This window comes from Azospirillum himalayense (assembly GCF_042657465.1).
Taxonomy (GTDB): domain Bacteria; phylum Pseudomonadota; class Alphaproteobacteria; order Azospirillales; family Azospirillaceae; genus Azospirillum; species Azospirillum himalayense.
The window spans coordinates 67,104-92,894 of sequence record NZ_JBHSLC010000010.1 but is presented as its reverse complement, the minus strand read 5'-3'; the positions used below and the strand labels follow the sequence as shown (position 1 = coordinate 92,894).

General features: G+C 68.6%; 21 protein-coding genes. 8 read left to right on the top strand and 13 right to left on the bottom strand.

The window, feature by feature from the left end; translation table 11 throughout:
* Positions 1 to 98: 98 nt before the first annotated feature.
* Positions 99 to 884, top strand: coding sequence for a class I SAM-dependent methyltransferase (locus tag ACFPMG_RS07690; protein WP_376994598.1), 786 nt, complete (start codon positions 99 to 101; stop codon positions 882 to 884).
* On the opposite strand, the gene ACFPMG_RS07685 is transcribed toward ACFPMG_RS07690, so the two are convergent.
* The 4 genes from ACFPMG_RS07685 to ACFPMG_RS07670 all read right to left on the bottom strand — a co-directional run bounded on the left by ACFPMG_RS07685 (position 848) and on the right by ACFPMG_RS07670 (position 4,179).
* Entirely contained in the window at positions 848 to 1,276 is a 429-nt protein-coding gene (locus ACFPMG_RS07685) for a GtrA family protein (RefSeq protein WP_376994597.1), read from the bottom strand. The two genes, ACFPMG_RS07690 and ACFPMG_RS07685, sit on opposite strands and share 37 nt — an antisense overlap.
* On the bottom strand, positions 1,273 to 2,910 hold the full coding sequence (locus tag ACFPMG_RS07680; RefSeq protein WP_376994596.1) for an AMP-binding protein: 1,638 nt from the start codon (positions 2,908 to 2,910) through the stop codon (positions 1,273 to 1,275). Before ACFPMG_RS07680 ends, ACFPMG_RS07685 begins: the two co-directional genes overlap by 4 nt.
* Complete coding sequence (locus ACFPMG_RS07675; protein ID WP_376994595.1) at positions 2,907 to 3,440, bottom strand: MarR family winged helix-turn-helix transcriptional regulator; 534 nt, start codon at positions 3,438 to 3,440, stop codon at positions 2,907 to 2,909. Before ACFPMG_RS07675 ends, ACFPMG_RS07680 begins: the two co-directional genes overlap by 4 nt.
* A 175-nt stretch (positions 3,441 to 3,615) precedes the next feature.
* Positions 3,616 to 4,179, bottom strand: coding sequence for a hypothetical protein (locus tag ACFPMG_RS07670; RefSeq protein ID WP_376994594.1), 564 nt, complete (start codon positions 4,177 to 4,179; stop codon positions 3,616 to 3,618).
* A 578-nt stretch (positions 4,180 to 4,757) separates the two neighbouring features.
* Here ACFPMG_RS07670 and ACFPMG_RS07665 point away from each other — a divergent pair.
* Positions 4,758 to 5,552 (top strand): response regulator, encoded by a 795-nt coding sequence (locus ACFPMG_RS07665; RefSeq protein WP_376994593.1) that lies wholly within the window; start codon positions 4,758 to 4,760, stop codon positions 5,550 to 5,552.
* A 51-nt stretch (positions 5,553 to 5,603) separates the two neighbouring features.
* Here the strand turns inward: ACFPMG_RS07665 and purU are convergent, their stop codons facing one another.
* Positions 5,604 to 6,470: a formyltetrahydrofolate deformylase gene (purU, locus tag ACFPMG_RS07660; protein ID WP_376994592.1), complete on the bottom strand. Its 867-nt coding sequence runs from the start codon at positions 6,468 to 6,470 to the stop codon at positions 5,604 to 5,606.
* 183 nt (positions 6,471 to 6,653) lie between these two features.
* On the opposite strand from purU, the gene ACFPMG_RS07655 reads away from it, so the two are divergent.
* Positions 6,654 to 7,040 (top strand): hypothetical protein, encoded by a 387-nt coding sequence (locus tag ACFPMG_RS07655; protein ID WP_051658221.1) that lies wholly within the window; start codon positions 6,654 to 6,656, stop codon positions 7,038 to 7,040.
* 43 nt (positions 7,041 to 7,083) lie between these two features.
* Here ACFPMG_RS07655 and ACFPMG_RS07650 read toward each other — a convergent pair whose 3' ends face one another.
* The 4 genes from ACFPMG_RS07650 to ACFPMG_RS07635 form a co-directional block, all read right to left on the bottom strand.
* Positions 7,084 to 7,605, bottom strand: a complete 522-nt coding sequence (locus ACFPMG_RS07650) for a hypothetical protein (protein ID WP_376994591.1) — start codon at positions 7,603 to 7,605, stop codon at positions 7,084 to 7,086.
* The gene (locus tag ACFPMG_RS07645; protein ID WP_376994590.1) at positions 7,602 to 8,213 is read right to left on the bottom strand and encodes a hypothetical protein; all 612 of its coding nucleotides are present in this window, start codon (positions 8,211 to 8,213) and stop codon (positions 7,602 to 7,604) included. The genes ACFPMG_RS07650 and ACFPMG_RS07645 overlap by 4 nt, the downstream gene beginning before the upstream one ends.
* Positions 8,200 to 8,943 (bottom strand): MotA/TolQ/ExbB proton channel family protein, encoded by a 744-nt coding sequence (locus ACFPMG_RS07640; protein ID WP_376994589.1) that lies wholly within the window; start codon positions 8,941 to 8,943, stop codon positions 8,200 to 8,202. The genes ACFPMG_RS07645 and ACFPMG_RS07640 overlap by 14 nt, the downstream gene beginning before the upstream one ends.
* A 427-nt stretch (positions 8,944 to 9,370) precedes the next feature.
* Positions 9,371 to 9,523: a hypothetical protein gene (locus ACFPMG_RS07635; RefSeq protein WP_158282581.1), complete on the bottom strand. Its 153-nt coding sequence runs from the start codon at positions 9,521 to 9,523 to the stop codon at positions 9,371 to 9,373.
* 307 nt (positions 9,524 to 9,830) lie between these two features.
* Between ACFPMG_RS07635 and ACFPMG_RS07630 the strand changes: the two genes are divergently transcribed.
* The 3 genes from ACFPMG_RS07630 to ACFPMG_RS07620 all read left to right on the top strand — a co-directional run bounded on the left by ACFPMG_RS07630 (position 9,831) and on the right by ACFPMG_RS07620 (position 12,785).
* Positions 9,831 to 10,628, top strand: coding sequence for an N-acetylmuramoyl-L-alanine amidase family protein (locus ACFPMG_RS07630; protein ID WP_376994588.1), 798 nt, complete (start codon positions 9,831 to 9,833; stop codon positions 10,626 to 10,628).
* Positions 10,629 to 10,794: 166 nt separating this feature from the next.
* Positions 10,795 to 11,379, top strand: coding sequence for a BON domain-containing protein (locus ACFPMG_RS07625; RefSeq protein ID WP_376994587.1), 585 nt, complete (start codon positions 10,795 to 10,797; stop codon positions 11,377 to 11,379).
* Between the two features lie 23 nt (positions 11,380 to 11,402).
* Complete coding sequence (locus ACFPMG_RS07620; protein WP_376994586.1) at positions 11,403 to 12,785, top strand: hypothetical protein; 1,383 nt, start codon at positions 11,403 to 11,405, stop codon at positions 12,783 to 12,785.
* A gap of 18 nt (positions 12,786 to 12,803) precedes the next feature.
* Here the strand turns inward: ACFPMG_RS07620 and ACFPMG_RS07615 are convergent, their stop codons facing one another.
* Entirely contained in the window at positions 12,804 to 14,093 is a 1,290-nt protein-coding gene (locus tag ACFPMG_RS07615) for a tetratricopeptide repeat protein (protein WP_376994585.1), read from the bottom strand.
* Between the two features lie 138 nt (positions 14,094 to 14,231).
* Here ACFPMG_RS07615 and ACFPMG_RS07610 point away from each other — a divergent pair, with 138 nt between their 5' ends.
* Positions 14,232 to 17,810, top strand: coding sequence for a tetratricopeptide repeat protein (locus tag ACFPMG_RS07610; RefSeq protein WP_376994584.1), 3,579 nt, complete (start codon positions 14,232 to 14,234; stop codon positions 17,808 to 17,810).
* A gap of 225 nt (positions 17,811 to 18,035) precedes the next feature.
* On the top strand, positions 18,036 to 18,218 hold the full coding sequence (locus ACFPMG_RS07605) for a YdcH family protein (RefSeq protein WP_014198642.1): 183 nt from the start codon (positions 18,036 to 18,038) through the stop codon (positions 18,216 to 18,218).
* 83 nt (positions 18,219 to 18,301) lie between these two features.
* Here ACFPMG_RS07605 and ACFPMG_RS07600 read toward each other — a convergent pair whose 3' ends face one another.
* The 3 genes from ACFPMG_RS07600 to ACFPMG_RS07590 form a co-directional block, all read right to left on the bottom strand.
* Positions 18,302 to 24,292: a tetratricopeptide repeat protein gene (locus tag ACFPMG_RS07600; protein ID WP_376994582.1), complete on the bottom strand. Its 5,991-nt coding sequence runs from the start codon at positions 24,290 to 24,292 to the stop codon at positions 18,302 to 18,304.
* Positions 24,289 to 24,714 carry a flagellar biosynthesis repressor FlbT gene (locus tag ACFPMG_RS07595; RefSeq protein WP_376994581.1) on the bottom strand — a complete coding sequence of 142 codons (426 nt, stop codon included), beginning with the start codon at positions 24,712 to 24,714 and terminating at the stop codon, positions 24,289 to 24,291. Before ACFPMG_RS07595 ends, ACFPMG_RS07600 begins: the two co-directional genes overlap by 4 nt.
* Positions 24,715 to 24,846: 132 nt before the next feature.
* Positions 24,847 to 25,791: flagellin (locus ACFPMG_RS07590; protein ID WP_376994580.1), on the bottom strand; the 945-nt coding region annotated here is incomplete at its 5' end.

Genomic DNA, 25,791 nt, shown 5'->3' with positions numbered 1-25,791 from the left:
GGTTACGACACGGTTGGATCGAGGGGGCTCTTCACATCGGGGAGACGAACAACAACATCCCCTCGACAAGAAATGACCCACAAAAGGGGATGCGGGACATGCAGAACAACGGGACGTCGTCCGGGCCACTGGGCGGCCAGGGTTCCAGCGGCTGGGTCGATTTCTGGAACCGCCCCAACGCCATCTACGCGAATCAACGCAACCTGGAAGCGCATTTCGCCTGCCTGCAGAACGACCTCGACGCCCATCTTCCGGAGGGGGGGACCGTCCTGGATTTCGGCTGCGGCGATGCGCTCGCGGCGGAGGCGATGGCGAAGCGCTGCCGGAACGTCTGGCTGTACGACGCCGCCCCCGCGGTGCGGCAACGCCTGCGCGAGCGGCTGTCCGGCCATCCGGGTATCCGGGTCCTCGACGATGATGACCTTTCGGTCCTGCCGACCGGCAGCGTCGATCTGGTGCTGGCCGTTTCCGTGCTGCAATACATCCCGCGCGACGAGTTGGAGAGCGTCCTTCACCAATGGCGTCACTTGATCGGCACCCGCGGGCGTATCCTGATCGCCGACGTGGTGGAGCCCGACACGCCGATGCTGCGCGACATCGCCAGCCAGCTCAGTATGGCGCGCCGGAATGGCTTCCTGATGGCGGCGCTGATGGGGCTGGGGCGCATGGCCCTGTCCGACTACCGCCGCATCCGGCGCGAGGCCGGCTTTTCCACCTACACGCCGGCGGAGTTGCAGGCCCGGCTGTCGGCTGCCGGACTGAAAGGCGATCGTCTGGCGAAGAACATCGGCCCGACGCCGCACCGCCACTCCTTCGTCGCCCGCCCTGAGGGCGAGCCGACCGGCGCTCAGCCGGCGGGCGATCCGGCCTTGAAGGTCCAGTAGCGGTTCGCGCCGAAGCTCCACAGCATCACCAGCGCCGTGGCGGTGAGCTGGGCCGGCAGGTAATGCAGGCCCAGCCGCTGCGCCAGGGCCCACATGATGGCGCTGTTCACGCACAGCCCCACCGCCGCGACGGCCACGAACTTCGTGGCGGTGGGCAGATGATCCTGCTCGCTGCGGAAGACATGGCCGTAGTTCAGCAGGTAGCTGATGACGCCGCCGACGAGGAAACCCGCCGACGAGGCCAGGACCGGCGGGGCCGCCGTCAACTCCGACAGGGCGATCAGCACGCCGTAATGGCCGACCGCCGCGGCGCAGCCGACCACCGCGAAGAGCAGGAACTGCACCAGCGGTGCGTGCGCCGCCCGGTCCCCGGTGAATCTTCCCCCGGTCAATCCTCGTTCTCGACCCATTCCCTCTGCCGCAGCTTGTAGCGCTGGATCTTGCCCGTCTCCGTCCGCGGCAACTGCTCCAGGAACTCCACCGCGCGGGGGTACTTGTAGGGGGCAATCCGGTCCTTGACGTAGCATTGCAGCCGTTCCGCCAGATCGTCGCTGGGCCGCACGCCGTCACGGGTGACGATGAAGGCCTTGGGGATGGAGCCGCGCAGCGGATCGGGCGCCGCGATGACCGCGCATTCCTCCACCGCCTCGTGGCCGAGCAGGACGTCCTCCACCTCCAGGCCGGAAATCTTGTAACCGGCGGAGACGATCAGGTCGTCGGTCCGCGCGTGATACCAGAAATAGCCGTCCTCATCCATGCGGAAGGCGTCGCCGGTCAGGTTCCAGCCGCCCTGCACGTAATTCTCCTGGCGCGGATCGTCCAGATAGATGCAGCCGGTCGGGCCGCGCACGGCCAGCCGCCCGATCTGGCCGGGCGGCAGCGGGGTCAGGCTGTCGTCGACCACGCGTGCCTCATAGCCCGGAACCACCATCCCGGTGGCGCCGGGCCGGACGGCGCCGGGTGGCGAATGCAGGACGGCGTTCAGCATCTCCGTGGTGCCGAAGCTGTCGAGAATCTCCATCCCCGTCACCGCCTGCCAGCCCTCCAGCGTGGTGGCGGGCAGCGGCTCCCCCGCCGAGACGCAGGCGCGCAGCGTGCGCAGCCCCTCGGCCAGGGCCGGGTCCTCCTCGATCCGCGCGGTCATGGCGCGGTAGACGGTCGGCACGGTGAACATCACCGTCGCCTTGTGCCGGGCCGTCACCTCCAGCAGCCGTTCCGGAGTGGCGCGGTCCAGCAGCACGACCGATGCCCCCACCCGCAGCGGGAACAGCAGCATCCCACCCTGCCCATAGGCGAAGGCAAGCGATGGTGTCCCGCAGAACACGTCATCGCCGCTGGTTTTCAGCAACGATTGCGGCGACAGGTCGGCCACCGCCAGCAGATCACGGTGGAAATGCGCGGTCGCCTTGGGCTTGCCGGTGGTGCCGGAGGTGAAGGCGATCAAGGCCACATCGTCGGCGGCGGTGTCCACCGCGACGAAGCCGGCTTTGGTCTCCTCCAGCCACCCTTCGAGGTCGCCACCGTTGAAGGTCACGACGGGCATCCCTCCGCCCATCAATTCCGCCGCCCCGTTGAGATCCTTGGCGAAGCGCGCGTCGCACAGCGCCAGCGAGACGGCGGCGCGCTCGATGATGCTTTCCAGTTCCGTCGCGCGCAGCAGAGGCATGGTCGGCACCACCACCGCGCCGGCCTTCAGCACCGCCAGCCAGCAGGCGGCCAGCATCGGCGTGTTGGTCCCGCGCACCAGAACCCGGTTGCCGGGAACGATCCCGAACCGCTCGGCCAGCAGGCGCGCGATGCGGTCCACTGTGTCGCGGAAGCGGCCATAGCTCCATACGTTGCCGTTTCCGATGACGCAGGGACGCTCATCCCAGCCGCGCTCCCGCCAGACGTCCAGCAGGGCCGCGGCGGCGTTCAGACGCTCAGGATAGGCGAGTTCGGGCCGGTCGTAGGAAAAGTCGGGCATCTGCTCCGGCGGCGGCAACCGGTCGCGCGTGAAACTGTCGATATGACCGGACCGAATCATGCCCTCACGCCTCCGCCACGCACCGTTTTCTTGAGTTTCCCCAACAACCCCATCAACTGGACCACATCGCCATGGGGCATCCCCTCCGTCAACTCGGCCAGCCAGCGGCGTTGCGCCGCCGCGACAGCCTGGGCCAGGGCGCTGCCTTCGGGGGTGATCCGGACAAACTGCATGCGCCGGTCGTTCGAAGCCGCGGCCCGCCTGACCAGCCCATCCGTGGCCAGCCGTTCTACAATGCCGGTGACGTTGCCGTTGGTGACCATCATGCGCTTCGACAGTTCACCCATGGTCAATCCTTCAGGCTGGCGGTCGAGCAGGCACAGCAGATCGAAACGCGGCTGGGTGGTGTTGAACTCGTCGCGCAAACGGCTGCGCAGCCGGGCGCCGATCAAAACGGCGCACGCCGAAAGACGCAACCAGAGGCGCATCTCCGGGGAGGCGGCAAGGTCAGCCGCAGCCTCCACATCGACCGACACGTCCCCCTGCGCCTCGGCCGATGTCTCGGCCGCTGCGGTGGCGGGTCCCTTCACGGTCTGTCTCCACTCCCGATGGGAGGCATCCGCCGCAGCGCCGCCTCTTCTTCGTTCGAAGGCTTACTGTAGTTGGACGCTCGGCCTTTGAGCCATGCAAGGAAGGAATGCTTGGTGCACAAGCAATAATCATCTGCGCAGAGATCGGGCGTTCTTGCCCAAAGCGCGGCAGGGGCTATTCGGTGCTCAGATACAGGTCGATCTCCGCCTGCTCCATGACGTGGGCGGTGCCGTGGATGATGCCGTTGGCGACTTGGATGATTCGATGGATCATCGCGACCGAGGTCTGGCAGTCCATCCGCAGCTTGTCGGCCGCCCCATCCTGGATGTCGATGGACACGCGCTCCAGCGTGTGGCGGACCACCTGATGCGCCTGGGCGATAGTGTCCTCGAACGGTCGCTTGAACTTGGCCGGGACGTGGCCATACGCCTCGATGGCGAGATCCTTGTCCGAGAAGCCGCTGTCGCGGAAATGCTCCGGGTAGCTCTTGGGTTGCCAGATCAGGCATTCCTCCAGCATGTCCGGCATGTCCGGGATCATCTCAATCAGCATCACGATCTCGTTGAAGTGATTGAGATAATCGGTGGCGAGCAAGGTCTTGTCGGAAATGTTGGTGCCAACCACGCGCTGTCGCCAAGCGTGGAAATCTGCCAATTCGTCCGGCGCAATGCCTTCGGTCACCGACGGGTCGGAATCGGGCGGATCAGAGTCCGATGGGGCGAAGTCTGGTTCGGTCATTCGCGACTCTGGCATGCGCGGCCCTGGCATACGCGGTTCGACAGGAACGGGTCTGGCGAGGCGGTGCCGGGCAGCTTTCGAGCTGTTCCACCACCGGTGCGCGACGCCGGGGACAGTCAGTAATATCGCACTCATCCTGGCGCAAGCCCACCGGCGCGCTTTTTTTGGATGCTACGCAAAAAAAACGCCGCCGGCGCGTCCCCGCTGGGACAGGCGCTGCGGCGGCAGTGACTGGCGGTTCAGGGAGGAATCACACCATTGGCAATCCCAACAACCACTCCAGCCGATTGTTCCAGCGCCTTCGCATGTGCCGCGCACCGAAGGGCGGGCAGAGACCGGAAGGACCCGGCGCCCAAGCGGACGAAGTATGACATCGCCCGACCGGTTACCGGATTTAATCCGATCAAGCTATCCCGAATAACCCTTTCGTCGTCTCTCCCGATACGGCGCGAACTGCGCCATATGAACTTAACTTTGTAAGGGATCGGACGGGAACATTCGGCAAAGTCCGGGAAACGCGGCAGGCAAGCCAGCGCCCCTCGGCGGTCCGCACTGGCTGGAGGTACGGGGAAAACGTCATGGATCAGAACACCCGCCACCTGATGGAACATCTGCCTTATCTGCGACGCTACGCGCGGGCCTTGACGGGAACGTCGACGCAGGGGGATGCCCTGGTGACGCGCACATTGGAATGGTACCTGGACGGGCCGGGCGGGTCGGCGGCGGTGGACCCGTCGCGCGGTTCGCTCTACCGCTATCTGAACCAGTTGCAGGACAGTTCCGGCGCCCGGGCCGGCGCGCCCGGCGCCCATCCCGTCGAGGCGGCGCTGCACAGCCTGGACGAGATGGACCGGCGCCTCTACCTGCTGGTCAACTTGGAGGATCTGCCGGTCGCCGACGCCGCCACGGTGCTGGGCATCGCCCCGGAAGACGCGGTGGAGCGGTTGAATTTCGCGCGCGAGCGGGTGCGGTCGAAGCTGACGGCGACGATCCTGATCGTCGAGGACGACGCCATCATCGCCTTCGATCTGGCGGAGACGGTGCGCGGCATGGGCCACACCGTCTGCGGCAACGCCGCCACCATGGACGAGGCGCTGACCCTGGCCTCCCGCCATGCGCCGACGCTGGCGCTGATGGACATCCGCCTGGCCGAGGGCGACAACGGGATCGAGGTGGCGCGGGAGCTTCGCCGCCAGCGCTTCCTGCCGGTGATCTTCGTCACCGCCTTCCCCAACGAGCTGGCCAAGCAGGGGCTGGAGCATCTGGGCCCGGTGATCCCCAAGCCCTTCACCCGCGAGCAGATCGAACAGGCGATCACCCGCGCCGTCTTCACTCCCCACCCCGAAGAAGCCTCGCTCGCCATGAAGCACTGAGGTTCCCGCGGAGGTGTGGAGAGGGCCAGTCGGCCCTATTTGAAGACCATCCTACTTGAAGACGACGGTGCGCCCGCCGTTCAGCAGGACGCGGTGTTCGACGTGGTAACGGACCGCCCGAGCCAGCACGATGTTCTCGATGTCGCGCCCGATGGCCACCAGGTCGTCGGGCGTCATCGTGTGGTCGACGCGCTCCGCCTCCTGCTCGATGATCGGGCCCTCGTCCAGGTTCGAGGTGACGTAGTGGGCGGTGGCGCCGATCAGTTTCACGCCGCGGGCGTGCGCCTGATGGTACGGCTTGGCGCCCTTGAAGCTGGGCAGGAAGGAGTGGTGGATGTTGATGACCCGCCCGGCCATCCGCTCGCACAGGGCCGGGGACAGCACCTGCATGTAGCGGGCGAGCACGACCAGATCGATCTTCTCCTGCTCCGCGATCTCCAGCAGACGGGCCTCCTGCTGGGCCTTGCTGTCGTTGTTCACCGGCAGGTGATGGAAGGGAATGTTGTGCCACGCCGCGAGCTGGTAGAAGTCGCGGTGGTTGGACACGATGGCCGGGATTTCGATCGGCAGGTAGCCGGTGCGGTAACGGTACAGCAGGTCGTTCAGGCAGTGCCCGAACTTCGACACCATGATCAGCACCCGCTGGCGCCGCCCGGCGTCGTGCAGCTTCCAGGTCATGCCGAAGCGCTCGGCCACCTGTTCGGCGAAGGCCGCCTGAAGCTCGGCCTGCGACGGCCCCGACGGCTCGGCCGAAAAGTGGATGCGCAGGAAGAACAGATTGGTCCCGCGGTCGCCGAACTGCGCGCTGTCGATGATGTTGCACGACCGCTCGGCCAGGAAGCCCGACACGGCGTAGACGATGCCCACGGCATCGGGGCACGAGACGGTGAGGATGTATTCAGAAGCGGTGCCGGACATGCGCGCCTACCGTTGCGACCTGGAATCGAGGGCGGATTCCCTAGCACGATCGTCCGCGGGATGCATCGTGCAATGTGGGAATACCGGAACGCCCTTCCGGCAGCATTTGGTAAGGATTCCCATGCGACGATGAGCCGTTTCGGCATTGGGCCGACCGCAGGGGCGAGCTAGCGGAGGCGAACCATGGGCATGGGCGGCAAGATCATCGGCGAATACGCCAAGGGCAAGGTTGATAAGCTGCTGACGCCGGAGGCGGCGGAAAGCACCTCGCGGCACCGGATCATGCACTTCCTGGAGAACATGGAGGCGGCGGTTCTGGAGGCGAACTGCGAAGTGATGGGGCGCGAGTTGCCCAACCTCGACCAGACCTCCTTCCTGCGCATGGCCGTCCGGGTGGCGGAGCTGCGTGCCGACTATCTGCGCGCCGGGTTGAAGGTGGCGGATCACCGGCACCCCAACGCCGCCGCCATCGAGGAGCTGGCCCGCGTCCGCCGCGCCTACGAGGAGATGCAGGCGGTCTTCGAAGCGGCGGAACGGGTGATCGAGCGGGGGTACGTGAAGCTGGGATGAGGAGCCCCCTCCCCAGCGTCACGGCCCGGTCAATTCCAGGACATCAGGCGTCCATGCCGGGGTGGCGGTAGACCATCGGTCCCGGCCCGCCCTCCTCGCCGTTCTTCTCCGGAAGCTGGGGCTGCGGCAGGGCGTAGAATTTGGGCTTGTCGGGGTCCAGCGTCTTCTCGAAGGGCAAGGTCATGGCCATGCCGGACCGGTTCCTCTCCGCCTCGCGCATCGCCTGCTGGAGCTGTTCGGCCAGCTTCTGGTCCCAGGCCAGCTTGTAGTAGCGCGGCTCGGCCCCGCCCTCCAGCTGGAGCCACAGGTAGATCCCCTGCCCCTCCTTGATCTGGGCGCCCAGGATGGTGGCCTGGGCGGCGGCGCTCTGCGCCCACTCCATGCGGACCGGCTTCGGCTTGCTCAGCAGATCGGCCATGCCGGCATAGGCGACGGGCATGAAGCCGATGGAGACGGCGACCGCCGACACCTTCACCCACAGCCGGCGCGGCGCCCAGATGGCGATGGTGGCGAGCGTGGCGGCCAGCGCGACCGCGGCGACCTGGAAGTCGAGCAGTTGGGTCATGATTTCCTCCCGCTGCGCAGGGGCTTGTAGAGGCTGTGCACGCTGTCGCCGACCAGGTCTCCGGACTCCGTCAGCTTGAAGCGGAAGACGGTCAGTTCCTGCCCCTCCCGGTCGAGCTGGACGGTGGTGGCGAGAAGCTGGCGCGCGTTGTCGCCGTCCGGCCGCTTGGCGCTGACCACCACGGTGACCGGCACCGGAAAGACCGTCGCCTTGTTCCGGTAGAGATGCAGGTTCACCGCGTACTCGCCGGGCGGAATGCCGCGGCTGTAGCTGGCCTCGTAGTTCAGCTTCGTCGGGTCGGCGTTGCGGCCGAGGTCGTCGCGCAGCAGGTTGAAGATCACGCCGGACTTGTTGGAATAGCCGACCGGCACGTCGCCCGGCGCCTCCACCCACAGGTCGACGTCGGCGTCCAGCTCGTCGGGCCAGCGGGCCTCGACCATCACGTTGCCCGGTGCGGCGACACCCGCCGTGTCGGCCTGCTTGGCCTCCGGCCGGATGTGGGGAAGCAGCAGGATGACCACCGCCACGAAACCGCAGAGCGCCAGGGTGATGACGTCGCGGAAGACGGTGCCGGCGTCGTCCTCCTCGAACTGGTCAAGGGCCTGCATGGCGTTCCCCCACGGCGACGATCTCGGTGATAAGGTTCACCGTGGCGCCGGACAACAGGCCGATGTTGATGTTCAGCCAGATGTTCAGGACGCCGCCGACCAGCGTGGTGTAGAGCGCGACCGCCATGCCCTCGATCAGCTTCGACACCATCGGGCCGATGGCGGCGACATCGCCGGCCTTCTCCGGGTCGACGCCTGACAGGGCCATGATGAAGCCGATGACCGTGCCGATCAGACCGAGGATCACCAGGGTCGAGGAGATCTGCCGCACCGTGCCGATGCGCGCCGACAGCTTGAATTTCAGGGAGGATGCGGCGATCGACCGCGCCCCGGAATCCCGTCCTCGGACCTCCGCCAGATAGCGCGCGGCGCGCGACGGGACGGAGGGATCGAACTCCTTGGCGCGGTTCAGTTCGCGGCTGGCGCGCAGGATGCGCTGCGCCGACAGCCCCAGCCCGGTCAGGAAGACCAGGAAGATCAGCAGGCAGAGATGCGTGCTGTCGGTGGCGATGATGGGGTCGATCAGCCCCTCCGCCCAGGCGGCGGCGAGAAGGGTGAAGCCCGCAGCGTTGACGACCGCGAAGCGCAGAAGCAGCAGGTAGCGTTGCGACACCAGCGACAGGCCGGCGGTCAGTTGGCCGCCGCGGCGGCGGCGCACGGTGGGCACGAGGGAATGAACGGGGACGTTCTGGGCGTCATCGGCCATGGCGTCCGAAACAGCGTCCGACATCGGGCAGCCCTCCATCCAGGGAGCAGGGAGCGTTCGGACTGGCACTCCGCAACCGGCGTGCCAGCGGTTCATCGTCGGTCTCGCCCAATCCCGCAGCCTGCCGCTCCGGCCCGTTCATGTGCTTGGCCGGATGGGATAAATCGCCCCTGTGACAAACAGGCTACCCCGGAAGTCTGCCCGCCGCCCCTGCACTCTCCATTGCTTTGGATCAACGGGTTCCACGATTTTGCGCGGCGCGATGATTAAATTCTGTTCAAAGCCCAGGTCGCGACCTTCTCACTGCTCATGAAATAAGCAAAGTTATGTTGCGGCGCAACATGACCATTGTGCATCGCCACAGGCGCTGAAACGCGCGCGAATACAGAAAACCCCTTCCCCGTCATTGCGGAAAAGGGGTTCTTGAACGGAATCGTTCGTATTCGTTCAATCAAACGTCGCGGTAATGCTCCAGTTCACGCCGCAGATCGGTGACCTCGCGCTGCAGCGCAACCACCCGGCCGACATCGGGAGCCGTGCGGCGCTCTTCCTTTTCGAGTTCGTCTTCGACCTCGCGCTGCTCCTGCCGGATGATGTTGAACAAGGCTTTCCTCAACATCGCCACCTCCCGAGCTTATTTCTAAAATTTTAGCGCTTTCGGCCATCATCATCAAGGAATTCTCGGAAGGAGTCGAATCTTCATAGGGTGGCGACGCCCTCCATGACGGCGTGGCCGCGACAATTGGCGGAGCTAACCCGGCCGGCCTTGACAACCCTTTTGCGCGTCCCCATTGGTTAACGCTCACACCTTGGGCTCAACCTCAGGCCTGTTCGGGCCGGACGCCGCCTTTCCGATCGCGCTCAGGACTTTTGGTTTCGGCGGCCCCAACTCCTTGCGGAATCAGGGGCGAATGGAACGCAGACGTCTTCTCCAGCTGGCGCTGACCGTCCCCCTCGCCGGGGCCGGCGCCTTGCTGTTCCCGCACGCCGCGGGCGCCCAGACCAAGTCCCGCCCGGCGCCGCGCCCGCGCATGGTGGTGCTCGACCCCGGCCACGGCGGTATCGATCCCGGCGCCATCGGCGCCCGCGGCACCCAGGAAAAAGAGATCACCCTGCACATCGCGCAGGAGGTGGGACGCCTGCTGTCCCGGCAGCACCGGTTGGGGGTGACGCTGACCCGCGACGGCGACCGTTTCTTGGCGCTGGGCGAGCGGGTGGACGCCGCGCGCGCGGCGCGGGCCGACCTGTTCGTCTCCATCCACGCCGACAGCGCCCCCAACCGCGAGGCGCGCGGCCTGTCCGCCTACACCCTGTCCGAAAAAAGCTCCGACTCCTTCGCCGCGGCGCTGGCCCGCAAGGAGAACGCGGTGGACCGGCTGGGCGGCGTCGACGTGAAGGACGCCAAGAAGGCCGTTAAGGAGATCCTGCTCGACCTGACGGCGCGCCACACCAAGCACGCGGCGCTGGTGGCCCGCCACGCGATCGTGAAGGGGGCGGGGAAGGATATGCTGCTGCTGGACAACCCGATGCGCTCGGCCAACTTCGCGGTGCTCAAGGCGCCGGACATTCCGTCCGTTCTGCTGGAAACCGGCTTCCTGTCGAATCCGAAGGACGAGGCGATCCTGCGCGACCCCAAGGCGCGGCAGAAGATCGCCCGCGTTCTCGCGCGCGAAATCGCCGGGCTGGTGACGCGCCCCCCCTTCGCCTAGCCCGGATTCCTTCGCGCTCGCAGCGAGTGAAACATTCGTGCATCACCCCCAGGACAAAACCACGATGAAGCCTGACACCCCCAAGATTCCCCATTGCCAACGCACCTGCGGCATGACTTTTTCCGCCCGCCCGTTCTTTCGGCGGGCCGGGGATCGGAGGCAGAGCGTGTCGGGGTTTGGCCGCCTTTGGGCGCTGGTCGGGATGGTCGCTGTCGCGGGTCTTGCGTCTGGCTGCGCGCCCGTCGTGCTGGGCGCCGCCGGGGGGACCGCCGTCGTCGCGGCCAGCGAGCACCGGGGCCTGTCCGGCTTCGCCTCGGACACCGAGATCAAGGCCCGCATCAACCATCTGTGGTTCCAGCATTCGCTGGACATGCACAGCCGCATCGGCCTGACCGTCGATCAGGGCCGCGTGCTGCTGACCGGCCGCGCCGCCGACGCCCAGATGCGCCTCGACGCCGTGCGCCTGTGCTGGCAGGTGGAGGGCGTCAAGGAAGTCATCAACGAGATCCAGGTGGACACCGACTCGGGCATCATGGACAGCGCCCGCGACACCTGGATCACCACGCAGCTTCGCACCAAGCTGACCTTCGATTCGCAAATTCATAGCCAGAATTTCAGCATCGATACCGTCAACGGCGTCGTCTATCTCATGGGTCTGGCCACCCACCAGGGCGAGCTTGACCGCGTGATCGAGCACGCCCGCACGCTGCCGAACGTCCAGCGTGTCGTCAACTACGCCCGCGTCCTCTAGCGCACCAGGGTCTCCGCACCGCCATGGCCATCCTGCCCGCCCTCGCCCGCCGTCTTGCCGCCTCCGCCGCCATGAGCCTGCTCGTGGCGCTGGCGGCGTTCACCGTGGCGGCGGGGGGCGCCGGCACCCCGGCGATGGCGCAGCAGCCGCAGCCCGACCAGGGACCGGCCAACCGCCTGTTCGTCCAGGCGATGCAGATGATCCGGCAGGCCGACAACACCTACGACATCGCCGAGGAGAGCCGCTTCCTGAAGGAGGCGGACCGGCTGCTGAACGAAATCGTCGTCAAGTATCCGGACAGCGCGCTGGCCGTCCAGCTCGTCACCAACCAGTTCGTCGGCGACTTCGACTTCTTCGAGTTCCGTTCACGCATCCGTTCGCTGGTCTGCAACGAGCCGATGACCTCGCTGTGCTTCCTGCACCGGGTGGCGGAGATGCTGCCCCCGGTGGAGACGCCGATCGCCGCCGCCCGCTGGGACTGGCTGTCGCTGGCCGTCGCCTACAACACCATCGGCGACACCGCACGGGCCAAGGAGATCATCGCGCCTTTCGTCAGTGCGGTGCGCCGCGGCGCTGCGTCCGACGGGGCCGGCCAGGATCTGTTCGTCGCCCGCGCGCTCGCCCTGATGGGGCAGAATCAGCTCGCGCTCGACATCACCCGGCAGATCCCGGAATGCTCGACCCGCATCTACAACCTCGCCGACATCGCCAAGGCGGCGGCGTGGCGCGGCGACATGGCGCTGGCCGGCCAGCTCGCCGAGGAGGCCAAGGCCTACGCCACCGCCCGCAACTGCAGCTGGGAATTGGGTCTGGTCGCCCAGACGCTGCTGCGCGCCGGCAAGGAAGGGGCGGCCCGCACCCTGTTCCTGAATACGGTGGAAACGCAGTTCTCCAAGTTCCGCGAGACCAAGACCGACTGCTGCCCGCCAGAGCTGGCCGTCGCCGCGGCGGAGCTGGGCGACACGAATCTGGCGCTGGGCCTGCTGCGCACCGTGCAGGACGAGAATCCCTGGACGATCCCGGCGGTCCTCGGCCGCATCGCCCGCCGCTCCGACGCGTCGGTGGCGTTGTCCTACGCCGAGCAGGTGCAGGACCTCGACATCCGCGGCGAGGCCCTGGCCGAACTGATCGAGGCGGCGCTGAAGCGCGGCGACCCGACCAGCGCCAACGAGCTGATGAAGCGGCTGACCCGTCTGGTGGACGACTCCGCCGGGCGCCGCCCCGGCCTGCTCGCCCAGAAGGCCAAGGCGGAGAAGGTGATGTACGGCGACGACCGCTGGCGCAAGAGCTTCCAGGGGTCGCTCAACGCCGCGGACCGGGCGAGCAACTTCGTCCGCCGCGACATCGGCGCCCCGCTGCTCGCCGCCTTGGTGCGGATCGAGACCGGCCTGCCGATGCTCGACTGAGGCCGGGTGGCAGCCCCGTCAGGGCCGCGCCGCCAGAACCACCAGCCCGGCCACCGGCTCGCCGCTCTCATGGCGCAGGGTGTCCTGGGCGAGGCGCCGGACGGACAGGCCCGCCGTGGTCAGGCAATCCCGCACATGGCCCTCCGTGTGAGCGTAGCGGCCGTGCGGGCTGACACGCCAGGGCGCCCCGCCCTCCTCCAGCCGCTCCACCGTGAAGGCCAGCCGGCCTCCCGGACGCAACGCCGCGGCGGCCCGCGCCAGCACTTCGCCCAACGCGCCGAAGTAGCACAGCACGTCGGCGGCCACGATCAGCTCGAAGGCCACCGGGTGGCCTGCCAGGAAGGCGCCGAGTTCCGCCTCCTCCAGCGCGTCGTACAGGCCACGGGCGGCGGCGCGCTCCAGCATGCCGGGGGAAAGGTCCACCCCGACCAGCCGCCGGGCCGGGCCGCGCAGGAAGGGGCCGCACAGGCCTGTGCCGCAACCGGCGTCCAGCACGTTCAGCGTCCCATCCGGCACGATCCCGGCTTCGGCCAGCGCGTCCGCGAGCAAGGTCGGCGCACGGTAGCCCAGTTCGCCGAGCAGCTTGTCGTCGAACTCCCCCGCGAACAGGTCGAACACTTGCCGGACATAGGCGTCGGACGCCCGTTCCCCGGCGTCCAGTCCGGCGATGGCGGCGCCGATATGGCGGGCCACCGGATGGTCGGGATGGTCGCGAAGCCACCGCCGCGCGAGGCATGCCGCCTCCTCGTGCCGCCCCGCCTCGTGAAGCAGGTAGAGGGCGCCGGACAGGTTGTCGTGCGCCTCGTCCCAGTCGGGCCGCAGGGCCAGCGCCCGGCGGTAGGCCATGGCGGATTCGGTCAGCCGGTCGCCGTCGCGCAGCAGATTGGCGAAGTTGTTGAAGGCTTCCGCATAGGCTGGTTCCTCGACCAGCGCCCGGCGAAAATGCCGCTCGGCCGGCGCCGCGTCGCCCGCCGCCTTCAGGGCCGAGGCCAGATTGTAGTGGACCAGCGGGTGATCGAGACCGCAGGCCAGCGCCTCGCGGTAGGCGGCCACCGCCTCCTCCGCGCGGCCCAGGGCGCGCAGCACGTTGCCGAGGTTGTTGTGTGCCTCCGCGAAGCGCGGGTTCAGCGCCAGCGTGCGGCGGTAGGCGGCCTCCGCCTCCGCGGCCAGCCCGCCCGAGGCCAAGGCGTTGGCCTCCGTATAGAGGCGCATGGCCTTAACGGCCAGACCGCCCAGCCCTCCCGCGCCACGGGCGAGCAGGCCCGAACGCGGCGACGGGGAACGGGGCGGATCGCTCGGCTCGGACACGGAACGGCTCCTGAAGAGGGCGAGGGCTAACAGCATCTTTACCGGGAACCGGTGAACATGGCACTCCCTTCCGGCAACAGACCGGCGGAAGGCCTCGCGGCCCGGGGCCGGATCGGGCAGACGGAAAAGGCGACCCCCATGAACCAGCCCACCGACCAGGCTTCGCCGACGACGCCCGATGAGGTCGCCGCCCGGCTCGGCCGCGCCGTCGCCCACCATCGGGCGGGCCGGCTGGCCGATGCGGAACGGGACTACCGCGCCGTCCTGGTGGCCGACCCGCGGCACCCCGACGCGCTGCACCTGCTGGGCGTGCTGGCGCTCCAGGCCGGGCATCCCGGCCCCGCCGTCGAGTTGATCGAAGAGGCCATCCGGCAGGCCGGCGGCGTCGCCGACTACCACGACAATCTGGGAAGCGCGCTCGCCGCGCTGGACCGTCATGCCGAGGCGGCGGAGGCGCACCGCATGGCCGCCGCGCTGAACCCGCTGTCCGCCCGGCCGCGCCACAATCTCGGCAACGCCTTCCAGGCCCAGGCGCTGCCGGGACTGGCGGCGCTGGCTTTCACCACGGCGGTGGAGCTTGAGCCGGGCTATGCCAAGGCTTGGTTCAATCTGGGCAACGCGCTCCGCGCCCAGAACCGCCGTGCCGACTCCTTGCACGCTTTCGCCCGCGCCGCGGCGCTGGCCCCTGCGATGGTCGAGGCCCACACCAACCTCAGCGACGCGCTGAGCGCCGCCGGACGGATGGACGAAGCGCTGGCCCAAGCCCGCACCGCGCTGCGGCTGCGGCCCGACGATCCGAAGGCCCACCACACGCTCGGCACCGCCCTGCAACGCAAGGGCGCCTATGAGGGTGCTGAAATCGCCTACCGCGAGGCGCTGAAGCGCGCGCCTGACAACCCGATGATGCTGAGCGACCTGGGCAGCGTTCTTCTGAAGCTGGGGCGCCCCGCCCAGGCCGAGCAGTGCTTCCGCAAGGTGCTCAGCCGGAACCCGCACGCCGTCGAGGCCATCCACAACCTTGGCAACGCGCTGCGGGCGCAGGGGCAGTTCACGAAGGCGGAAGCCTGCTATGAGGAGGCGCTGGCCCACGACCCCCAGCTTGCCAGCGCCAGCGACAACCTCGCCGTCATCGCCCTTTTGCACGGACGGCTGGAGCGGGGGTGGGAAGGCTATGAACGGCGCTTCGCCGCCGGCCGGGTTCTGCCCGACCGGCGGATCGATGCGCCGCGGTGGCGGGGCGAGGGGTTGCGCCGGCGCCGTCTGCTGATCTGGCGGGAGCAGGGTATGGGCGACGAGATCCTGTTCGCCTCCTGCTATGGCGATGTGATCGCCTGGGGCGGCGGGCCGGTGACCATCGAGACCGACCTGCGGCTCGTCAGCCTGTTCGCCCGATCCTTCCCGCGCGCGACGGTGCGTGCGGAGACGCTGGACGCCGAAGGGCGGGAGACGGTGGTTCCCCCGGATATCGACCTCCAGGTGCCGGCGGGCAGCCTGCCCAGCCTGTTGCGGGGAACTCTGGACTCCTTCGACCAGTTTGCTCCCTGGCTGAAGCCCGATCCAGCCCGCACCGCCTTGTGGCGGGAGCGGCTGGACGCGCTGGAGCCGGGCCTGAAGATCGGTGTTGCGTGGCGCAGCCACCTGGCCACGCCCGAGCACAAGGGCGCCTACACCACGCTCGACCAGTGGGGGCCGCTGCTCACCCTCCCCGGAGTGGTGTTCGTCAACCTGCAGTATGGGGATTGCGCGGCGGAGATCGCAGCGGCGGAGGCGCGGTTCGGCGTGACCATCCACCGCTGGGACGATCCGGACCTGAAGGACGATGTCGAGGCCGCGGCGGCGCTGACCGCCAATCTGGATCTCGTCATCACCCCGGCAACGGCGGCGGGAGAACTGGCCGGCGCCCTCGGCGTGCCGGTGTGGCGCTTCGGACACCGCGACTGGACGCAACTCGGCACCGGGGTTCGCCCCTGGTTCCCATCGATGCGCCTGTTCCAACCGCGCCCCGGCGAATCCTTCGACGATGTGCTGGCCGGCATGGCACGCCGCCTTGCCGCGATGCGGCCCGCTCCTGCCCCCCAACGCGCGGCCGCTCCGCCTCCACCACCAGCGCCGCCCGCCGATCCGGACAGGTTGCTGAACGACGCCATCGCCCTGCACCGGTCCGGGCGGCTGACCGACGCCATGGCGGTCTACCGCGCCGTCCTCGATCTGGCGCCGCGGCACAGCGACGCGCTCCATCTGCTCGGCCTGATTCAGCATCAGGCCGGCCATCACGCGGAGGCGGAGGAGCACATCACGGCGGCGCTGCGGATCGATCCGGATTTCCCCACGGCCTGGAATCATCTGGGCCTCGTCCGGCAGGCGTTGGACCGCCCGGACCAAGCCCACGCCTGTTTCCGCCGCGCCATCGCACTGCGCCCGGACTTCCCCGAGGCGATGACCCACATGGGGCTGAGCCTGAATCAGCCGGACCGGCTGGACGAGGCCAAGCGCTGGCACCGCCGGTCGATCCGGCTCGCCCCGGCCAACCCGGCCGCTCACACCAATCTCGGCTACGTCTGCGAGGTGGAGGGACGGTTCGAGGCCGCCGCGGCCCATTACCGGCGCGCGCTGACCCTGCGACCGGATTCCGCCGACACCCTGAACAATCTGGGCACCCTCGCCAAGATGGCGGACCGGCCGGCCCTCTGCCGGCACTTCCTCGACCGCGCCCTGCGGGTGGCCCCGGGGCTGGCGCTCGCCGCCTGGAACGTCGGACTGCTGGCCCTGGCGGACGGCGATCTTGCCACCGGCTGGGCCGGTTACGGTCGCCGCTTCTCCGCCCGCCAGCTTCAACGGGCGCGCCGCATCGCGTTGCCGGTCTGGACCGGCGAGCCTCTGCGCGGGCGCCGCCTGCTGGTCTGGCCGGAGCAGGGGCTGGGCGACGAGATCCTGTTCGCCTCCGTCTTCGGGAACCTGAAGGACAGCGGCGGACCGGTGGTTCTCGAATGCGACCCGCGTCTGGTGTCCCTCTATGCCCGCGCTTTCCCATGGGCATGCGTGCGGGCGGAGTCCGTCACCACCGATGGCAGGGAACGCCTGGACCCGCCGGACTGCGACCTGCAGATCGCCGCCGGCTCCCTGCCCGCCCTGTGGCGCGACCGGCTGGAGCGCTTTCCCTCGCGCCCGTCCTTCCTGTCTCCCGACCCGGAGCGGGCCGCCCTCTGGCGGGAGCGTGTGGACGCGCTCGGTCCAGGCCTGAAGGTGGGCATCAGCTGGCGCAGCCAGATCGTCACGGCGCATCGCGAGGGCGCCTACACCCGCATCACCGACTGGCTGCCGCTGCTCGACGTGCCGGGCGTCCGCATCGTCAACCTGCAATACGGGGACTGCACCGCCGAACTGGCGTCCATCGAGCCGGACGGCGTGCGGCGCGTCCATCGCTGGGACGATCTGGACCTGAAGAACGATCTGGAGGGGGTGGCCGCCCTGATGGCGGCGCTCGACCTTGTCATCCTGCCCGCCACCGCCGCCGGGGAGCTGGCGGGCGCGCTGGGCGTGCCGGTCTGGCGGCTGGGCAGCCGGGACTGGACCTGGATGGGCGGTGGGGTACGGCCCTGGTTCCCCACCCAAAGGCTGATCGCCCCACACCCAGGCGAGACCTCCGCCGACATGGTCCGTCGGGTTGCCCGGATGCTGATCCGGATGGCTCCAAATCCTATCTCCAACGAGGTATGACGACGCAAAAAATCTCCGCCTTCCGGTCTAACCCCGCAACGAACGGCAAAAGGTAGGCCTATGCGGCGTATTGTCCTACTCCCCATCGTAAGGGGCGGTCACACCCCGTCTTTGGAGTACTAGGACAAAAGTTTGGGGTTGTTTGGCAGCACGGATGGGTGAACACTACGGTTTCCGGCCTGCCGGACTTGGCAGGAGCCGGTTCGATCTGACGGAGAGCAGCCCATGCACACTGATGCTCGCCTATCTTCCCTGCAGGAAAAGCACCTGCGTCTCGACCGCGCCATCCTCGACGAGGAGAAGCGTTCGTGGCCTGACGAAAGTGCCATCAAGCGGATGAAGCTTGAGAAGCTCCACCTCAAGGAAGAAATTGATCGTTTGGCCAGAACCAGTCACAGGGTGAATTAACACCCTTCCGGATCGATCCGATTCATAAAGTCGGGGGCGACGTACGGTTCGCTCCCGGCTTTCTTTATCAGCTGTTTGCTTTGTCAGCTGTTTGCGATGCCGGACTCAGCCGCGGCACGAAGCGCGGCCAAACGGCGCGCGATGGCCGGCAAGGCTGCGGCTGCCGGCTCTCCCGTTGGTGCGGGGATCAACGCCATGCTGGGGAACCAGGGTCGGACGCCCGTGCCCAGCGCCGTCCAGTCCCCCTGCGGGCCGAACCGCCAGACCGGCACACCCAGCGCGCCCGCCAACTCCCCCACCGAACTCGCCGGAGTGACGATGAGGTCGAGGGCCGTCATCAGAGCCGCAACGCCGTCGAGATCGTCCTTGAGGTCCAGATCGCCCCAGCGGTGAATGCTCACCCCGAAGCGGCGCTCCGCCTCGGCGATCTCGGCGGCGCAATCGCCGTATTGCAGGGTGCAGAAGACCACGCCGGGCAGGGCAAACACCGGCCCCCACCTGTCCAGCGGCGCGTAGGCTCCGCGGCGTTCCGCGGTCATCAGCCCGCTGCGCCACGCTATTCCCACCTTCAGACCGGGGCCGAGCGCATCCACCCGCTCCCGCCAGAGGGCGGCCCGCTCCGGGTCGGCGGTCAGGAAGGACGGGCGCGATGGAAAGCGCTCGAAGCGGGGCCGTAGCCGGCGCGGCAAGGATCCCATGGCGACGTGGCGGTCAATTCCGGCGCAGGGCGCTGCCGGGTCCGCCGGGGCCGGGCGCCAATCCGCCTGGGGAAAAGACCGCGCGAACAGCGGCACCAGCCGCCGGTCGCACTCCACCACCACCGCGGCGGCCTGCGCGATCACGTCGTCCAGGCAGCCGGCAAACAGGATCTCGTCACCGATACCCTGCTCCGCCCAGACCAGCAGGCGCAGGCCGGCGAGGTCCTCTCCCTCCCAGGCTGGCACAGGGACGGCACGGGCGGCACCGGACAGCTCACGGGCACGGAAGCGGGCGTCATAGCCGGACCAACCCGATTCCAGCCTGCCGCGGGCCAGATCCAGGAGCCCAAGGTTGAAAGCCGCCGCCGGGTGCCCCGGTTCCACCGCCAGGGCACGGCGGCACCAGCGTTCCGCCGCTGCGGTCTCGCCCCGATCGCGCAGCAGCCGCCCCAGATTGGCCAGCGCATCCCCTTGCGTCGGCACCAGGGCCAGCGCGCGGCCCAGAGCCCGTCGTGCCTCGTCCAGCCGCCCCGCCCGGCGCAGCACCACCCCCAGATTCAGCCAGCCGTCCTCGCGGTCCGGGACCAGGAGCAAAGCGTGGCGATGACGCCCCTCGGCCGCCTCCAACGCGCCGAGCCGGGTCAGCACGGCACCCCAGTTGTCGTGTGCCTCCGCCAGTGCCGGGTCGGCCAAGGTCGCCCGCCGATGGGCCTCGGCGGCGGCGGTCAGCTCGTGCGCCGCCTCCAGCGCGTTGCCGAGATTCGTCAAAGCCGCCGCGCCAGCCGGCTGCAGAGCAAGCGCCAGCCGGAACCGGCGCACCGCCTCCGGCGCGTGTCCGAGGGCCAGCAGCACGGTCCCGAGGCTCGCTTGTGCGGCGCTGTATGCGGGCAGCGCGTCGAGGGCGCGGGTGATGCGCGCCGCTCCCGCGGTGGAATGGCCGGTTTGATGCGCCAACAACCCCGACAGGTGGAGGGCGACCGGATGATCCGCCTGGATCTTCAGCACACGCTCGTACAGGGGCGCCGCCTCGGCCAGCCGACCGTCCCGGTGACAAGCGGCAGCGGTCTCCAACAGCGTGTCCGGATCGTCCGGAACTCCCTGAGGCAAGGCTCCGGGCGGTGGTTCGTCATCCGTGGGCATGAGCCGGCGCAGCGTGGTCGCCATCCGGCCCATGACGCCGTCCAAACCTTCGCCGGGGCATGGCTGGAACAGGCGCATCGACGGGAACCAGGGGCGAACCCCGGTGCCGAGTTGCGTCCAGTCGCGGTGCCCGATCCGCCACACCGGCACGCCGAGGGCGCCGGCCAGTTCGCCCGTGGAGACGGCGGGGGTGATGACGAGATCCAGATTGGCGGTCAGCGCCGCCGCGCCTTCGAAATCGTCCTTCAGGTCAAGATCGTTCCAGCGGTGGATGGTCACGCCGAACCGCGCCTCCGCCGCCGCGATCTCCGCCGCGCAGTCCCCATACTGCAGGTTGACGAACACCACCCCCGGCAGGGCAAACAGCGGCGCGAAAGCGTCCAGCGTGACGTAGGCGGCGCGGCGCTCCCCATCCATGACCTGGCTGCGCCACGCGATACCGACCGTCAACCCCGATCCCAGAGCGGCCAGCCGGTCGCGCCAGCGGCCGAGGCGTCCGGGATCGGGGATCAGCCAGGGCTGGGCCGGGAACCGCTTCCAGTCGGACCGCAGCAGCCGCGGCAGGGACGCGGCGGCCACCTGCACGTCCACGTCGCGCGGCTCCACGGTCGGTGGGCGCACCGTCGCGCCGGGGAGGGAGCGCGCGAAGAGCGACACCAGACGGCGGTCGCATTCCACCACCAGATGCCCGGCGCGGCGCAGCAGATCGGGATAGCAGGAGGCGAAGAGAATCTCGTCGCCCACCCCTTGCTCCCGCCAGACCAGAAGGCGGGCGGAAGCGATGTTCTCGCCACGCCAAGGTCGTGCTGCGAAATGGCGTTTCTGGTCGCGGAACTGGGGGGTGTCGAACCGCCACTCATGCCCCGCCCATCCGGAGCGAAGCTCCCCCCGCTCCAGCAGCAGAAGCGACAGATTGTAATGAGCGGTCGGCAGCGCCGGATTGATCCGGATGGCTTGGCGGTAGGCGGCGATGGCCTCCGCCGGGCGCTGCCGCCGCGCCCAATGCATGGCGAAGTTCGCCTGCGCCTCCGCCATTTCCGGCGCGCGGTCGATGGCCCGCCGGTGGCAGGCAAACGCCTCGTCGACGCGGCCGAGCCGGTCGAGCGCAGTGCCATGGTGGCTCCAGGCGGCGGCGTCGTCCGGTGCGCTTGCGGTGGCATGGCGCAGCAGCCGATCCGCCTCCACCGGCCGATCGGCGCGCAGACGGAGAGCGCCGAGACTCACCAGCGCATCGGCGTCCGACGGCGCCAGGGCCAGAGCCCGTCGGTGACTCCGCTCCGCTCCCTCACGGTCCTCGCGCTCGGCGAGTAGGTGTCCCAGATGGGCGTGCGCCACAGCGAGCAGCGGGCGAATCCGCAGGGCGCGCCGCGCGCAGGTCTCGGCTTCGCCCCCATCCCCCCACCCGCGCAGGAGGGCGGTACGATTGAGCCAATGCTCCGCCGCGTCCGGACGGAGCAGAACGGCGTTGCGTTGCGCCACCAGCGCGGAATCCTGCCGTCCTAGCGCCTGACAGGCGTCGGCCAGGGCCGCGTGCGCGGCGGCGTTGCCGGGATCGGCCTTCACGGCAAGGGTCAGCACCGCCGCGGCGTCCCCGGCATCACCTTGGCGAAGCCGCAGAATCCCCAGCAGGTGAAGGACGACGGGATGCTCCGGCACAGCGTCCAGTGCCGCCCGGCAATGGTCTTCCGCCCCCTGCAACGCTCCGGTGCGGTAGCGGGAGATGGCCTCGGTGACCAACGGCTCGACATCCGCAGGTGCCGCAAGTGCCGCGGAGGGGCGGCTCACCATGCCCTCGACCGGCCGCAAGAGAGCGGTCAGGGTTCGGGCGATGCGCGCCATGACGGTCTCCAGCGTCTCGCCGGGGCGCGGCTGGAAGAGGCGCATCGTCGGATACCAGGGACGAACCCCGGCGCCCAGCTGGGTCCAGTCGCGAGCGCCGATGCGCCAAGCCGGCACGCCCAGAGCCCCGGCCAGTTCGCCGGTGGAGACGGCGGGTGCGATGACCAGATCCAGATTGGCGGTCAGGGCCGCCGCTCCCTCGAAATCATCCTTGAGATTCAGATCGTCCCAGCGGTGGATGGTCACGCCGAACCGCGCCTCCGCCGCCGCGATCTCCGCCGCACAGTCGCCATATTGAAGATTGACGAGAACCACCCCGGGAATCGTGAACAGGGGGGCGAACGCCTCCAGGGTGATGTAGGCGGCCTTTCGTTCGGTCGTCATCAGCTGGCTGCGCCAAGCGATTCCGACTCTCAGGCCAGTCCCCAGGGCGGCCAGCCGCTCCCACCACACGGCGAGGCGCTCCGGGTCGGCAAGCAGCCAGGGGCCGGCCGGAAAGCTTGCCAGATCCCGGCGCAGAAAGCGCGGCAGAGCGCCTGCGGCGATGTGGGCGTCGCAATCGGCCGGGGCCGGCGCCTCCGTCCCTTCGGCGGCGGTGGTTTCCGCCCGGACGGTGGCCCAGGGAAAGGAGCGGGCGAACAGGCTGACCAGCCGATGGTCGCACTCCAGGATAACATGACCGATCCGCCCCGCCGCTACGCGATCCGCCAGGGCGGGATAGCAGGAGGCGAACATGATCTCGTCCCCCACCCCCTGCTCGCGCCAGACCAGAAGGCGAGGCACGGTCGCTCCGTCATCCCGCCATAGCGGCGCCGCTATGGCGCGCTCCGGGTACTCCTTGGCTTTGAACCGGTCCTGGTAGGCCTCCCAGCCTTCCCGCAGGTTGCCCGTCGCGAGGCCGACCAGAGCGAAATTCAGCCGTGCGGCGGGCAGGGCCGGGTCGATGCGCAGGGCGCGGCGCAGGGTTCGCTCCGCTTCCGGCACGCGCATCGATTGCCATTGCAGCATGCCGAGGTTGGCATAAGCCTCCGCGTGCGCGGCGTCGATGGACAGGGCGCGCCGATGCGCGGTCTCCGCCTCCTGGTTCCGTCCCAGCACATTCAGGGCAAGTCCCAATGTGGTCAGCGCGACGGCGCTCTGCGGCGCCAGACGCACCGCGCGCCGGTGCAGGCGCAGCGCGCCCTGCCAATCGTCCCAATCCTTGAGAACATTGCCGAGGTTGGTGTAGCTGTCGGGATAGTCCGGCTGGACGATCAGCGCGCGCCGGTACAACGCGGCGGCGGCTTCGGCCCGGCGCCCCGCGCGGCGGGAATTGCCCAGATTGTTCAGCGCCTTGCCGTAGTCCGGCTGAATGGTCAGTGAACGCTCGAAGGCGCGCACGGCCTCCTCAGGCCGTTCCACCCCGTCGAGGCCGGTGCCCAGGTTGTTGAAGGCCACCGCATCGGTGGGACGCAACGCGATGCATGTCCGCAGCGCCGTCACCGCGGCGGTGTGGTCACCCAGGTCCAGCAAGGCCACGCCGAGATTGTTCCACCCCCCCGCCAGCAGCGGGTCCTGGGACAGAGCGTCACGGTAGCGGGGCACCGCCTCCGTCAGCCGCCCCTCCCCCTGCAGCGCGCTGCCAAGGAGGAAGAGCAGGCGGGCGTCCCGCCCGCTGTCGGCCTCCACCGCCGGAGCCAGAACCGCCGCAGCCTCGGTGAAGTTACCCCGCCCGTTCAGAAGCGCTCCCAGATCGCGCGCCACCTCACGGTCGGTCGGATCATCGGTCAAGGCGCGGCGCAGGCACAATTCCGCATCGGGATGGCCCAAGGCGTGCAGCACGAGCGCCAGGCTGCGCCACGCCTCCGTATGGTCCGGCCGCGCCTGGACGACCCGGTAGAAGGCCAGGGCAGCCTCGTCGAGACGGCCGAGGCGCCGATAGAGAACCGCCAGATCGAAGCGGGTCGCCGTGCGTCCGGGATCGGCGCGCAACGCCTCCTCATAAGCCGCCACGGCGTCGCCGATCCGCTCCTGTGTCTGGAAAAGGAGACCGAGATTGCCGAACGCCTCGGCATAGCCGTCCTGAAGCGCTATGGCACGGCGGTAGGCGCGGGCAGCACTGTCCGGATGGCCCCGGTCGGCAAGGACGTTGCCCAGACTGTTGTAGGCCGGGGCGAAGGACGGATCGGTCGCCAGGGTCACCCGAAAGCACGCCGCCGCCTGCTCGGACTGACCGGCCTGATAGGCGGCGATGCCCGACAGGTGACGGGCATCGGCATGGGCCGGATCGGCGGACAGGATGCTGCGGTAGAGTCGCCGCGCCTCCTCCAGATTGCCCGCCCGGTGCCGGGCGATGGCGTCGGTCAGAAGCGCGTCCGCGGATTGGCCGCCCCAACCCCCAACAGCCGCGTCGATCACGGCGCCGGATCGGCCGCCGGGCTTTCCGCCGCCCCATCCGAGGCATTGGACGAGGCATCACCGCCCTTGAACATCTTCCGGCAGATTTTCAGCGCACGGTAATAATTGCGGGCCTCCACCAGCCGTTCGATCTCATCGAGATCATCGCGGCAATCGGGGCGTGCATCGCGCGTCTCGCTCAGTATCGAAGCGAAGCGCTGCAGGTTGAGCACCGCGTCTTCTGGAAAAATATAGATAAGCTGGATGACGAAGTAGAGCTTCTTCTCGATGCAATCGATCTGCTCCTCCTTCAACACCTCACGTCCGCGGAGGAAGTTGGCGGTGTTGTATAGGAAGAATGAGCCGGGACGGTCACCGGCCCCGATGACCGCACCGTTGATGATGACCTTTTCATTGGGGCGGAGAACGAACTTCAGAGGCATGAAACGGACCCGGTCCTTGTCTCGGCGGCGCGCGGAAGCGGAAAGCGCCTGCCGGGAAGCGCCGCACAAAATGAAACGGGCGGCGGCTCGCGCCGCCGCCCGCCGGGCGTAATCCTACCCGAACTCTCAGACTTAGAACAGACGCAGGATCGACTGCTGCGACTGGTTGGCCAGCGAGAGGGCGATGGTGCCGAGCTGCTGACGGGTCTGCAGCATCAGCAGGTTCGCGCCTTCCTCGTTCTGGTCGGCCAGCGTCAGCTTGCTCGCGCCTTCCGTCAGCACGTCGCTGAACTCCTTGGTGAAGTTCTCACGGGTCGTGATGACGTTCAGGTTGGTCGACAGCGTCTGCGAAGACGACCGCAGGGTCTGCTTCGCATAGTCGATGCTGGCGACCGCCTTGTCGATGTCGGCGCGGTCGGTCCAGTCGTTCTGCGCGTAGTCCAGACGCAGGCCCTGGCCGCTGGTGGTCAGGTTCTGGGCCTGCACCGTGATCGCGTTGGTGTTGCGCTCGTTGAGCTGCACCGTCAGATCGTTCGAGGTGTTGGCGTCGGTCACCTGCACCGAGACCAGGTTGGCCGCCGAGTTGGCCGCCGCCGCCTGCTTGATGCTCTTCTGGTCGACGTTGAAGCGCACCGTGCCGGTGTCGAACGCGTAGGCGTTCTCGCCTTCCGCCAGCTTGCCCTCGCCGCGATTGGCCATGCCGTCGCGGGTCACCGTGGCGCCGCTCAGGTTGCTGACCTGGATCTGGATGTCGACCTTCTTCTCGATGGTCGAGATGCCGTTGCCGTTGTTGGCGGCCTGCTCCAGCAGGTTGCGGTCCACCGTGAAGGACACGATGGTGCCCGACGCGAAGCTCTCGGAGATGCGCTTGGTCAGGGCGTTTTCGGACGTCGCCTTGACGGTCATCTCGCGGGCGGCGTTGCTCGTCGTCGCGCCCGACAGCGTGATCGTGCCGGTCGCGTTGGTCGTGACGGTCTGGACGTCCTTGCCGCTGAGGCGGCCGTTGGCGCCCAGCGCGTTGTTGATCGACGCCTTCAGCTGGTTGGCGATGTTGACGCGGGCGGTCTGGCCCGTCGC